The sequence below is a fragment of the Arundinibacter roseus genome (assembly GCF_004348825.1).
GTDB lineage: Bacteria > Bacteroidota > Bacteroidia > Cytophagales > Spirosomataceae > Arundinibacter > Arundinibacter roseus.
Map to the genome: position 1 here is coordinate 70,450 of NZ_SMJU01000006.1, position 13,576 is coordinate 84,025.

Below are 13,576 nucleotides of genomic sequence, written 5' to 3' on the forward strand. Positions count from 1 at the left end.
TATATATCATACAGATCACGAGTTACATTCTGGCAGCTAACAGCAGCGTAAGATCTTTATACCGCATACCATACTTACGGGCGATATTCGGATTAGTAAGTGTTCCTTTATGACTGTAAACTCCTTTCATAAACCATCGATTGGCATAAATCATTTCTTCTATCCCGCCAATTGTACCCGTTTGAAGTAAGAAAGGCAGAAAAATATTACTTAATGCAGCACTTGCCGTATTGGCAACGCGCGAGGCAATATTAGGTACACAGTAATGAATGACGTCATTATGCCGATACGTTGGTTCTTTGTGCGTGGTCATGCGGGACGTTTCAAAACACCCCCCCTGATCAATACTGACATCAATAATTACCGAGTTCTGCTTCATTTGGCCTACCATTTCTTCCGTCACGATGCAGGGACTCAGGCCATCTTCCGCGCGCATTGCGCCAATAACCACGTCGGCCCGGGCAATTGCCTCCGAAAGCGTATCGGAGTCGATAATTGAAGTATAAAGATTTTGCCCAATAGCATATTTCAGGCGTTGCAGACGGTAGATGTGCTTATCAAAGACTTTAATATCTGCCCCTACGCCCAACGCAGCCCGAGTGGCATATTCAGCCACGGTACCCGCCCCAATTATGACAACTTTGGTTGGCGGCACGCCGGTAATTCCACCCAGAATTATTCCTCTGCCTCCGTTTGAATTGCTCAAATACTCTGCCGCTACGAGCAGTACGGTACTTCCGGCAATTTCGCTCATTGCCCGCACAATTGGCAAACCACCTACCTGATCTTCAATGAGTTCGTAGCCAATGGAAGTAATTTTCCGTTGGTTTAACTGTTCAAAATAGTGCTTTTCGAGCGAAGGCAAATTCAGGGCAGAAATGACCGTTGAGCCCGTTTTTATCAGTTCAAATTCTTCGTTGACCAGTGGCTCGATTTTTAAAATCAGATCGGCCTGATACACTTCTTTGGCACTGTACACAATTCGGGCCCCCGCTTCGCTATACTCGTGATCCGGATAGTTGGCTCCCTCACCGGCTCCCTTTTCGAGCCATACTTCATGACCATTGCGAACCAAAATCGTGACAGCTTCGGGCGTCAGGGCAATTCGGTTTTCCTGCAAAGAAATTTCTCTCGGCAGGCCAATCAGCAGGGAATTCATATTTTTTTTGACTGCAACCACCGATTCCTGTGGATAGAGTGCCGTTTGCCTGGCAAGATTTTCAAACCCGGTAATTTGAGATTGTGCCATTCCTGTTCATCGTGTTAAAAAAGTAAAACCTGTTCCATTAGCCAATTCGTGATTTGATTATTAGTTTTCACAAAAAGCATTTTCGTATAAATAAGTACGTCAATCCTTGCGGGTATCCGTAGCTGAACCAAAATTGATTTACGAAATCAAACTTGCCCGAACGATACGCTCAAAATCCGGGCCAGGCAGCAGTTCTATCATGACATAGGTATCGGGCCAAAGGGATTCGATCTTGTCCGGCCATTCTATGAAGCAATAATTTCCAGAGTCCAGATATTCCTCAGCACCCATATCGTACGCCTCAACTTCATCCTTAATCCGGTAAAAATCAAAATGAAATATGGTCTTATTTAACGAGGATTTGTATTCATTTACCAGGGAAAAGGTAGGGCTGTGTACTGCATCCTGAACTTGCAGCTTCTGGCAAATTGCTTTGATAAGAGTCGTTTTTCCTATGCCCATTTCACCTGAAAATAGCCATACGGGTATGTTTCCGGCGAAGCTCAGAAGCTGCGCTGCAACCTCTTCTAGTTCGCTCAATTCTCGAAACTGTATAAAAATACTTCGGGCCTTCATGGCGCAAAAATAGCTATTTTTACCATCAAAAGCCCGAAGTATCTAGTGTCTGTGGGTATCTATACTTTCCACTCTTTTTTCATAGGCCGTTTCAAAAGTTTATTCGCCTCTTTGTTTCCCGTAAATTGCTCTTTGGCCGGATCCCACGTCAGGGTTTGTTGTAGTTGGTAAGCAATGTTTCCGATCGTACACACGGAGGCAGTCCGGTGACCTACTTCGACATCACAAATCGGATTTTTACGACTTTTTATGGCCCCCAGAAAATCTCCGTAATGATTTTCGCTTACATAAACTTTGTATTCATCAGCTGCAAAGGGCTTGTCTTTCAGACTTCCGGGCGTAGTTCGCAATTCTCCGCGGGCTACCCACACCTCTCCTTCTGTGCCGATAAAGTGGCAGTGCTGTTTGCCTTCCATCGTTTTATGAATCATTTCTACGCCATTTTCATACACATATTTCAACCCCTGCGTTTGTCCTGCCCCCGGCGCTATCACCTGAACCGGGCCGCTTTCGTCCATACCAAGCCCCCACTGAGCAATATCAAACATATGTGCGCCCCAGTCGGTCATGCCCCCACCACCAAACTCGGTATAAGCCCGCCACTGCGGCCAAAACTTGGCATCGAGCGGTGGAGCCAATTGATTATTGAACGGACGATCGACGGTATTTGGGCCCATCCACAGGTCCCAGTTTAGCCCTTGTGGGGTAGTTTCAGGTTGTAAATCCCAGGGTTTAGGCGGTCCGCCCACATTTACGATCACTTGTTTTACCTCACCAATCGCCCCGCTTTGCACCAATTGAGCCGCCTGCCGAAACTCTTTCCACGATCGTTGCATGCTTCCGGTCTGAAAAACCCGCTTGTGTTTACGGGTAGCATTCACCATTGCTCGTCCTTCCGGTATAGTAAGCGACAACGGTTTTTCGCAATAAATATCTTTTCCGGCTTCGGCAGCGCGCACAGCGGCAGCCGCGTGCCAATGATCCGGGAGGACAATTACGACAGCATCCAGGTCTTTGTGAGCCAGAAGTTCCTGAAAATCTTCGTATTGGGTACAAGAGGTGTAGGTTTCTTTTTTATTTTTTGAAGCGTACCATTTATTCACTTCATTGGTAAAAACCTCCCGTTTATTTTGGTATACATCGCAGGCACCGATGATTTGGGTCTGATTGCTTTCCAGGAAATTCTTTCGCAATCCGCCGCTTTGTTTGCCGCAACCAATAAAACCAAGGGAAATCAGGTCGCTGGGTGCCAGAAAACCCGGACCGCCCAACACCCGTCGGGGCACAATCATGAAGGAAGTGAGTACGGCTCCGGCCTTCAAAAAATCCCTCCGGTTTACATTTTTTATTTTGTCCATTGCTTTACACGATTAATCTATGAGTTTGGAATAGTTTTATTTGGGTAGCTACTTGTTAAAAGTTAGGTAAAGCGCACTTTACCTATTGAAACGTATCAAAATATCATTTTTAATTGTCTTTTTTATTCAAATTGAACTATATGTCAGAACGTGTTTTAAATGTGGGGTTAATTGGTTTTGGCTTATCGGGCCGTTATTTCCACGCCCCATTCCTTTCGGTCAATCCGAGATTTAAGTTAAAAACTGTCGTAGAGCGCTCAAAAAATGAAGCGCAGGAGTTTGATGCTTCCATAGAAAACGCCCGCTCCGTTGATGAGTTGCTGGCGGACGAATCCATTGACCTTGTATTTATCTGCACACCCAACGATACGCACTATCGGTACGCCATGGATGCGTTGCACAACGGCAAGCACGTTGTAATTGAAAAACCTTTTGCTAATACCGAAAACGAAGCACAGGAGATTTTTGACCTTGCCCGCGAGAAAGGTTTGGTCGCTACGGCTTATCAGAACCGCCGGTGGGATTCGGATTTTCTAACTATTCAAAAACTGATTCAGGAAGATAAATTGGGGGCAATTGTGGAGTACGAAAGCCGCTATGACCGTTTCAGGCCGAATATATTGCCCAATACCTGGAAAGAAAAACAAGCCGAAGGAAGCGGAAATGTGTATAACCTGGGCCCTCATTTGCTGGATCAGGCTTTCGTGCTATTTGGTACCCCACAAACGGTTACAGCTAACATCCGGACCGTTCGCGAAAACAGTACGGTTGATGACTATTTTGATATAAGACTCGGGTATGAAAACACAACAGTAATTGTAAAATCCAGCCTGATGGTGTATGAAAATAGCCTTCGTTACACAGTACATGGCACCAAAGGTTCTTTTATTAAAAGAGGGCTGGACGTACAGGAAGAAACCTCCCGGCTGGGTGTTTTGCCCGATTCTGAAAAGTGGGGAGTCGAGCCTGCTGACCGTTGGGGCACGTTGCACAGTGAGGCTTATACGGGAATTATAGAAAGTGAAGCCGGAAATTACATGGCTTTTTATGACTCCGTCTACGATTCCATCGTTTTGGGTACCGAGCCACAAGTCAAACCAGAGGAAGTACTTAGAACTACCCGAGTCATTGACCTTGCTTTTGAAAGCAGTCAGCGCCAAACGACGCTGAGTTATTGATTTTCAGTAAAAATAATTTATGAAAAAGCTCTCGTTCTGATCAATCAAAACGAGAGCTTTTTACTTTATTCTTATTCCAAATTAGTGCAAACCAAGTTCCGCACCAATCTTTTGTACTTTTTCTTTAAGATCAGCATACACGGTATCAAAATCTTCTTTCTTCTCAAACTCTGCCCGCACACCCACGTAAAATTTAATTTTCGGTTCTGTACCCGACGGACGGCAGGTAAACTTGGTTCCATCCGTAGTGAAGAATTGGAGTACGTTGGAAGACTCAATGCCCATTTCACCGGAAGGAATTTCGGTAATAGCACCTGTCTGTAAGTTTGTGGTAGTAAGCGCTTTGTAGTCATCCATCCGCACAACCTCTGCCCCTGCAAGGGTTTCAGGAGGATTGGCCCGGAAATCTGCCATCATCTGCTGAATTTCCTCGGCACCGGTTTTTCCTTTTTTAGTAATGGAAATGAGTCCTTCGTAGTAAAACCCGAATTGCTTATAAATTTCCATGAGCATATCAAACAAGCTCAGGCCTTTATCCTTGGCGTAAGCCGTCAACTCAGCAATCATGGCGCAGGAAGCAATCGCATCCTTATCCCGAACGGCGTCGCCGATGAGGTAGCCGTAGCTTTCTTCGCCACCACCAATAAACTCTTCGATGCCCTCTTTTTCCCGAATTACCTGAGCGATGTACTTAAAGCCTGTCAGCGTATTGTAGCAATTGACACCAAAAGCCTCGGCCATGTTGTCAATCAAATCGGTGGTCACAATGGTTTTGCAGACGAACTGCTTTCCGGTCAATTTGCCGGCATCTTTCCAGGCCGAGAGCAGGTAATAAATAAGTAAACTTGCGGTTTGGTTCCCGTTCAGGAGTTGCAGCTCGCCGTGATGATTCTTGGCTCCAATTCCTACCCGATCTGCGTCAGGATCCGTACCAAGCACCAAATCAGCATCAATTTCCCGGGCTTTTTGCAGCGCGAGCGTCATGGCCTCGCTCTCTTCCGGATTAGGATACACTACGGTCGGAAAATAGCCGTTGCCGTTTGGCTCGGCTTGTTCTTCAATCACAGTAACATTTTCAAAACCCATTTGCTCCAGCGTCCGCGGTACGAGCATTACGCCCGTTCCGTGAATGGGTGTAAATACGATTTTTACATCTTTTTGCCGTTTGATCGCTTCTTTTGAAATGGATAGCGAGACAATATGATCGACATATTTCTTGTCAATTTCTTCACTTATCAAATGAATCAATGCAGGATTCCCTTCAAATTTGATTTGGTCAATTGACGTGATCGCATTCACTTCATCAATAATATTTCCATCGTGTGGTGCTACAACCTGCGAGCCATCAACCCAATAGGCTTTGTAGCCATTGTATTCTTTGGGATTATGTGAGGCCGTAACCACAACTCCACTATGGCATTTGAGCTCGCGAATGGTAAAAGAAAGCTCCGGCGTAGGTCTCAGGGAGTCAAACAGGTAGACGGTGAAGCCGTTTGCAGAAAAAATGTCGGCAATAATGGTAGAAAATTCGTCAGACTTGATCCGACAATCATACGCGATTGCTACTTTAACTTCTTCTTCAGGAAATGCCTTTTTGAGATAATTAGCCAAACCCTGCGTGGCAGTTCCGACGGTATATCGGTTCATGCGGTTGGAGCCAATGCCAATAAGTCCTCTCAGCCCCCCGGTACCAAATTCGAGATCTTTATAAAATGCGTCGGTCAATTCAACGTTGCTTCCATCGTCAATTAGTTGTTGGATGGCTGCTTTTGTTTCGCTATCATAATTCCCTTCCAGCCAGGAATTTACTTTCTTTTCTACGGTAGAGTCCAGTTGTACGGCCATTGTTTTTGAACTATATAATTAAATTAAGTTTACTTCTGAAAGGGACAAATCTAAGGATTATTATCCTTTATCGATGATTAATTGCGGATCTTGTTTTGGATTGATGGCTGATTTAGCCCTTGCCTGCGAGGTTTTCAAAATCAACTCCGCCACGAGCCCCGTCCAGCCCGTTTGGTGAGCAGCGCCACAACCCCGGCCATTATCCCCATGAAAGTATTCATAAAACAGAATGTGGTCTTTGAAATGAGGGTCGTTTTGCAACTTGGCATCATCCCCGAAAGCTGCCCGGCGATCATTTTTATCTTTCCTGAATATATTAATCAAACGATCTGCTATGCCCATTGCGGCCTCGTCAATTGTGGTCAGATTGCCCGAATTGGTTGGATATTCTACCTCATAATCGTCGCCGTAGTAGGCATGAAACTTCATGAGAGAGTCAAAAATTAGGTAGTTGAGCGGGAACCAAATCGGCCCGCGCCAGTTGGAGTTTCCTCCCATGATATCCGTGAGAGCTTCGCCAGGGGTATAATCCACCTGCAACACTTCTCCGTTAATGTAGAATTTGTAGGGGTGCTCCTCGTGAAATTTGGAAAGCGCCCGAACGCCATAATCCGATAAAAATTCCTGATCGTCCAGTACGCGTTTCAGGATCATCTTCATTCGGTGTCCGCGCAAAATTGACAGCAGTCGGTTCTCGCCTTTACCTGATTCAAACCAACGGGAGATTAACCGGGCGAGATCGGGCCGGTTGGCAAGGACCCATTCGACGCGCCGTTTAAAAACAGGCATTTTGTCCAGCATCTGAGGATCCAGAATTTCAACCGCAAACAAAGGAATCAGACCAACGATTGACCTGATTTTCAACAAAATGCTTTGTCCGTTCGGAATGTGGATCACGTCATAATAAAACTGATCATCTTCGTCCCACAAACTTATCGTTGAGTTTTTATCACCCATTGCTTCCATCGCCCCCGCAATGTGCAGAAAATGCTCAAAGAATTTGGATGCCATATCCTGGTATACAGGTTGTTTCAGGGATATTTCTACCGAAATACGAAGCATATTGAGCGTGTACATCGCCATCCAGCCCGTAGCGTCGGCCTGTTCCAGTTTGCCACCAAAAGGCATCGGACTCGAACGGTCGAAAACTCCGATATTATCCAGCCCGAGAAAACCACCGCCAAAAATATTATTTCCGGTTTCGTCACGCTGATTGACCCACCACGTAAAATTCAGTAAGAGTTTATGGAATATTTTTTCCAGAAACTCCACATCACCTTCTCCATCATTTTGCTCACGGTCAATCTCATACACTTTCCAGGTAGCCCAGGCATGTACGGGTGGGTTCACGTCCGAAAAATTCCATTCATAGGCCGGAATCTGCCCGTTGGGGTGCATATAGTATTCCCGAAGCAGAATTTCAAGCTGTCTTTTGGCAAAATCAGCATCTACCCTCGCCAGCGGAATGCAGTGAAAAGCAAGGTCCCAGGCCGCAAACCACGGATATTCCCACTTATCGGGCATTGAAATCAGGTTCGCTGCATACAGATGTTTCCAACCCGAATTTCGCCCCCATTTGCGTCCGTGGGCAGGTTCAGGCTGAGCTGGATCACCTTTTAGCCATTCATACACGTTGTAGTAATAAAACTGCTTGTTCCACAACATACCTGCGTACGACTGCCGCTGAATGGAAAGCAATTCTTTGTCTTTTACATCTTTCTGAATTTCTCCATAAAATTCATCCGCCTCTCTGATTCGTTTGTCAAACAGGTCGTCATAGCCGCCAAAAGGTTCAGAAATGGTGTGATTGACAAACCGGCAGCGAATAGTAACGCTTTCTCCGGCTTTAACCATTTTGGTAAATTTCCCGGCGGCTTTGGTCCCAATATGATTGGGATTTACGGTATTGGATTTCTTTCCGCTAACGATGTAGTCGTTGATGCCATCTTTGGGATAGGCCGTGGTATTGGAAGTACCGTACAGTTTCTTAAAATTCGTCTCGTTTTCACAAAACAGCAGTTCGTCAGCATTGTCAAAATAGAAGTTAAACTTGCCGTGCTTCCGGTGATTAACCTCAATAATCCGATTAGCCAGCCCATTCATCATGGGTTTGTAGTTGAAGGCCTCATAGCCCCACGACCAGGTATTTCGGAAAGCAATAGAAGGCAAAATGGTGATCGGTGCATCTTTATCACCCCGGTTATGAACCGTTACCCGCATCAGCACATCTTCTTCATCAGCTTTGGCGTATTCTATGAAGACATCAAAATACTCGTCGTTTTCAAAAATCCCGGTATCCATGAGTTCATACTCAGGTTCTTCTTTTCCCCGGCGTCCGTTTTCCTGACGAAGTTTTTCGTATGGAAATGGGTTCTGAGGATATTTATAGAGCATTTTCATGTAGGAATGCGTCGGCGTACTATCCAGGTAATAGTACATTTCTTTGGCATCTTCCCCATGATTGGACTCCCGGTTGGTAAGACCAAAAATGCGCTCTTTCAGGAGTTTATCCTTATGATTCCAAAAGGCAAACGAAAGGCAGATATGTTGCTTATTATCAGAGAATCCACCAATCCCTTCCTCTCCCCATCGATACGCCTTGGAACGGGCCATTTCGTGGGTAATGTAGTTCCAGGCATCTCCATTGCCGCTATAATCTTCGCGCACGGTACCCCATTGACGCTCAGACAAATAGGGGCCCCATTTTTTCCAGCCTTTATTCTCTTTTTGAAGCGTTAGCCTAACTTTTTCCGCACTATTTGCCATAATTTTTTTGTTTTTCCAGGAGGAACGGGTTTAACAATTTAGTGAAATATGTAAACGGTTCAAACAAATATAGATATTTCCAATTTTTCAATGGTTATTCTATGCTCTTTGAAACCTGGATTTAGACTATTTAAATTCTTATTCAGGATTTTCAGTAAATTTTAATCCAAATTAATCCATTCTTCAATTTTTTCAATTGAGGAGAGGTCAGAAACAACCTGACAGTCAAACTGAACTATTCCCGCAAAAAAAGCAGTTAAGGAAAATGCTTCCTCTGAGGTCGAGCTTAAAACGTCATTTCGTTCATTTTGAGCTGCTTCCAAAAGGTCTTCGACAAAATCCTTGAACATAAGCTGAACCGGAAGCCGGATGTATTCCTGCTCAGAAAGTTTCAGGAAAGGAATAGCGATTTGTTTACCTTCCGCCCCAATCTGACCAAATTTCTTTCGTGCTTTGGCATAAGCAGCGTCGGTAGCCTCAAAAACCAGACCGACAGAAGGCTTTGGTAACGACAGCTGTTTGGCAATTGACTCATCGAGCAACAGAAGTTGCTGACGCAGGTTCAGGGTATTTTTTCCAGTCCGGATGCGTTCCCGCAAGGATTGCCGAATAAAATAGGTAATGGATTGTGTCACGTTGAGCCCGACTTCGGCCATCTGCTTAAAGATCAGCGACGTAGGCGACATGCCCGGAATGGTATTGGGATCATGCAAAAGGACGTCGCCCTCAGGAGTAAGGAATCCGTCAATTCGGGCACACACGTTCATTCCTAATCGGCTGAAGACCCGTGATATTTGATCACGTATTTTTTGATTAAGCTCAGTGGTTGTATCTACCGGAATCCGTTTACGGGTCGCACCGGGTTTATATTTTGAGTTAAAATCAAAAACCTCGACCACTTTTACGATTTCGGTAGGTGGCAGTGCCAATGGCGTTCCATCAGGAAGTTGGATACAGCCACAGGAAAACTCCTGCCCACGCACAAATGTCTCGAACAAAACCTGATCTTCTGCATTGCTGCTCAATAAAACGGCAGGCGCTGTTGAATTTTCTTCAAAAAAAGTATCCAAAACAGAAATCAGGACATCGGGTTTGTAAACCTTCTGCTCCTGTACCAACAGCGGATAGCCAATACCTTCATCCATGTTGGCCATTTTCTGCGCCCACGCTTTTTTCTCTTCTGCTGATTTGGAGATCCAGTCGCCGTGAAACAACTCTACCTGAAAAAAACATTGATTTACCGCCAGTTCAAATGCTTCGAAGTCGTCTTTTTGAACAATTGCTACTCCAATAGACGAACCCTGATGCGGCGCTTTGACTACAATTGGTAAGCCAAGTTCTGTTTTTAATTGCTCAAAAATCAGGCTCCGATCGGCGTCCTGCCACTGCTCATATCGCAAAACTGCGGTTTCCTTTTCCTGCCCGTTTACAAGCGCAATCATCTCATTTTGAAGCACTTTATCAATCCCAACCGACGAGCCCATCAGTCCGGGACCACTGTACGGAATTTTGTGCCACTCCAATAAACCCTGAATCGCGCCGTCTTCACAGTCGGGTCCGTGCATGGCAAGGAAGGCAAAATCTATGTAGTCGGTTAGCGTAGCGGGGGCAATCAATTCACCAATCGCTGCCTCGACGGCCTGCTCCCGAAGCTCCGGAAAAGACTCAGCATACAGCAAAAAGCCCGACGGTTGAAGTTCGGGTGATGGAAAGAAATCTCGAATGGTATCCGAATAAATCAGCTCGGGCCGAAGACGAATAAAACGCCCGAAGCTATCTACAAAAATGGGAACAGGTTCAAAAAGGGTTTTATCCAAATGCTCCATGGCGGTTTTGCCACCTGCAAACGAAATTTCCCTTTCCCGGGATGGGCCACCAAAAAAAATACCAATACGCATAGTAAAAACGATGATTTCGAGACGAATTTGCAAGATAACAATCGCTTTATAATTAATGCAAAGGCTAAGGTGAAGATTCAATAAAAGCCATAAAAAACAACAAAAGCTTCTTCTGGATTACAGTGAATCCAAAAGAAGCTCCTTTGTCTTATAGCTGCAAAGCCAACTTATTTCAGGCCAAACTAGGCACGTTGACTGCTTCTACACGCTTGACATGGGGCACGGCTTTGCGTATCGACTCTTCCAGGCCGGCCCGAAAAGTCATCGCATTCATTGGACAGGTTTGGCACGAGCCGATCAGTTCAAGCCGCACCACGAGGTCGTCTGTTACTTCGGCCAGCTTCACATTCCCTCCGTCGGCTTCCAGGTACGGTCTGACCGTGTCAAGGGCAGATTCAATGAGGGCTATCAGCGTACTCTTTTCTTCTATATTCATTTTGGTATATCTAGGAGTGCTAATTTGCACTTTTTCAGTAGTAAATCAAACTTTTTTCGGGTCTCTTCTTTAAACACGAGTTTCTACCACTTTGGTTTTATCGGAGTTTGCATTCCGAATAGCAACCTGCTGTGCCAGTGCTTCGGCTGCTTCCCTAAAGGCAACTGTGGCTACTGATTCGGCATCCATTACCGCCGGTCGGCCTTCATCTCCTGCCTCACGTACACTTTGTACCAGCGGAATTTGACCTAAAAACGGAACCTCATGGCGCTCAGCAAGCTTGGCACCACCTCCTTTACCAAAAATATAATACTTATTGTCAGGCAACTCTGCCGGGGTAAAGTAGGCCATATTTTCAATAACTCCCAATATAGGCACATTGATTTGTGGCTGTCGAAACATTGCCAACCCTTTATTGGCATCAGCCAGAGCTACTTTTTGGGGAGTTGTCACAATAACTGCACCCGTTACAGGCACTGTTTGCACCAATGTCAGGTGAATATCGCTTGTGCCGGGTGGAAGGTCAATGAGCAAATAGTCCAAATCGCCCCAATCGGTATCGCCAAAAAACTGACGAAGTGCCTGACTTGCCATGGGACCACGCCAAACCACGGCGCTATCTGCCGGAGTTAAGAAACCAATCGAAATCAGTTTTATGCCGTATTGACGAATCGGATTAATGAAGTTTTTGCCATCTTTTGGCGTAATGGTCGGCTGCATATCCTCTACGCCAAACATTACCGGAATCGAAGGCCCAAAAATATCAGCATCAATAATTCCGACTTTCGCACCCGAACGATGCAGCGCCATGGCAAGGTTAGCCGTTACGGTAGACTTGCCCACTCCGCCTTTGCCTGACGAAATGGCGATCACGTTTTTCACCCCCGGAATCAGCGAAGCGCCAGTCCGAATGGATGTTACGTTTGCCGTCAGATTGACACGCACGTCAATGTCCGGGCTCAATAGCGTATGAATCGCTTCCACACAGCTACGTTTGATTAATTCTTTCAGCGGACAGGCCGGAGTAGTCAGGATTACGGTAAAACTTACCTGATTGACACCTACCTCTATATCCTGAATCATTCCCAGGCTTACAAGATCCTTTTTAAGATCAGGCTCCTGAACTGTACTTAACGCGTGTAATATCTTCTCTTTATTTATTGTAAATTCTCCCATTCGATTTTTTCTTTATTCCTTATTTAGGGGTTAAAATTGGCAAGCTATTGGATAATTACCTAACATCTTTCTGCACAGATGAGTTTATCCTTCATCCGGAAATTCACTGATTCGTTGTTCTATTTCATGAATTTCTGACGAAACATTCAGGCTTTCGGACACGCCAAGCAGACGAGTATGAATGGTTTTGAGATGTGATTTATAGCCCGGCGTAAGTCCGTGACGAGGCCGGTGTTCCAGCATTTTCAGAATAGCATCCCACTCTTCCATCAGCGTCAGGGTTTCTTTTTGGATGTATGTTTTGGAAAAAAGCTGAAAGATATACTCCTCAGCCACTTCGTTGGGATGAATAAGATCCGGGCCGTAAAACCGGTAGTCGCGCAGGTCATCCATCATGATTTCGTAGGATGGAAAATACGACACGTTGGGATACATTTCGGACAATCGGTGGCAAAAAATCCGAAGAACCGATTTGCTTACCTGATTCATTGGAAGTGTGTCACGAACATGCCGTACCGGACTTATGGTTAACAAAATCTTGCGGGACAACCCTAACGTCTGTATTAAATGACTCCACCGGTTGATAAGTTGATCATGGCTGAGCAGCTCTTTCACAAACTCGTTTGGATGAGATTTATGACAATTGGACAAAATTGCCAGGTTTTTACGATACCGGTACACATGAGCTGTACCAAACGTCAGGACCAATACTTTGGCCGTCGATAAAAAGGTACGAACTTCATCAAGTTTTTTCACAAGCAATGCTTCAAGCTCCCGTTTACTTGTAGCCCAAAACATGGAATGAAAGTCGTAATGAAGCCAAATCCCATCTGAATTTCGGACGTATAGCTCCTCCGAAGGGCGAATATTTTCCAGCGCCATGGTGAGCAGTTGCGCCATAGAGTACGGATTAAACACCGTTCCAAAGGGATTGCTCAATACCGGAAATTTATAGGAAGAAAGCTGATTTCCAAGCACTTCGGCAAAGCAGGACCCTAGCGTAAGAATTGGTGTGCTGGTATCGAGCGTCCACTCAGATGATTTTATTGATATTTCAGTTCGAAGTTGTATGGACTTCATTATATTTGAATAAG

General features: G+C 45.2%; 10 protein-coding genes. 1 reads left to right on the forward strand and 9 read right to left on the reverse strand.

Annotated features, from left to right (window positions below; translation table 11 throughout):
• Positions 1-22 precede the first annotated feature (22 nt).
• The 3 genes from EZE20_RS10290 to EZE20_RS10300 form a co-directional block, all read right to left on the reverse strand.
• Positions 23-1,249, reverse strand: coding sequence for an alanine dehydrogenase (locus tag EZE20_RS10290; RefSeq protein WP_199879887.1), 1,227 nt, complete (start codon positions 1,247-1,249; stop codon positions 23-25).
• Positions 1,250-1,387: 138 nt separating this feature from the next.
• A complete protein-coding gene (tsaE, locus tag EZE20_RS10295; RefSeq protein WP_132117237.1) occupies positions 1,388-1,825 on the reverse strand; it encodes a tRNA (adenosine(37)-N6)-threonylcarbamoyltransferase complex ATPase subunit type 1 TsaE in 438 nt (145 codons plus the stop codon).
• Positions 1,826-1,884: 59 nt separating this feature from the next.
• Entirely contained in the window at positions 1,885-3,183 is a 1,299-nt protein-coding gene (locus EZE20_RS10300; RefSeq protein WP_132117239.1) for a Gfo/Idh/MocA family protein, read from the reverse strand.
• 140 nt (positions 3,184-3,323) lie between these two features.
• Here EZE20_RS10300 and EZE20_RS10305 point away from each other — a divergent pair, with 140 nt between their 5' ends.
• Positions 3,324-4,361, forward strand: coding sequence for a Gfo/Idh/MocA family oxidoreductase (locus EZE20_RS10305; protein WP_132117241.1), 1,038 nt, complete (start codon positions 3,324-3,326; stop codon positions 4,359-4,361).
• Between the two features lie 81 nt (positions 4,362-4,442).
• Here EZE20_RS10305 and EZE20_RS10310 read toward each other — a convergent pair whose 3' ends face one another.
• The 6 genes from EZE20_RS10310 to EZE20_RS10335 form a co-directional block, all read right to left on the reverse strand.
• Entirely contained in the window at positions 4,443-6,206 is a 1,764-nt protein-coding gene (locus EZE20_RS10310) for a phospho-sugar mutase (RefSeq protein ID WP_132117243.1), read from the reverse strand.
• A 60-nt stretch (positions 6,207-6,266) separates the two neighbouring features.
• Positions 6,267-8,972 (reverse strand): MGH1-like glycoside hydrolase domain-containing protein, encoded by a 2,706-nt coding sequence (locus EZE20_RS10315; protein WP_132117245.1) that lies wholly within the window; start codon positions 8,970-8,972, stop codon positions 6,267-6,269.
• 161 nt (positions 8,973-9,133) lie between these two features.
• On the reverse strand, positions 9,134-10,870 hold the full coding sequence (locus EZE20_RS10320; protein ID WP_132117247.1) for a D-alanine--D-alanine ligase family protein: 1,737 nt from the start codon (positions 10,868-10,870) through the stop codon (positions 9,134-9,136).
• Between the two features lie 172 nt (positions 10,871-11,042).
• Positions 11,043-11,306 (reverse strand): NifU family protein, encoded by a 264-nt coding sequence (locus tag EZE20_RS10325; protein ID WP_132117249.1) that lies wholly within the window; start codon positions 11,304-11,306, stop codon positions 11,043-11,045.
• Positions 11,307-11,375: 69 nt separating this feature from the next.
• The gene (locus EZE20_RS10330; protein WP_132117251.1) at positions 11,376-12,482 is read right to left on the reverse strand and encodes an Mrp/NBP35 family ATP-binding protein; all 1,107 of its coding nucleotides are present in this window, start codon (positions 12,480-12,482) and stop codon (positions 11,376-11,378) included.
• Between the two features lie 84 nt (positions 12,483-12,566).
• Positions 12,567-13,562, reverse strand: a complete 996-nt coding sequence (locus tag EZE20_RS10335; RefSeq protein WP_132117253.1) for a GSCFA domain-containing protein — start codon at positions 13,560-13,562, stop codon at positions 12,567-12,569.
• Between the last annotated feature and the right edge of the window lie 14 nt (positions 13,563-13,576).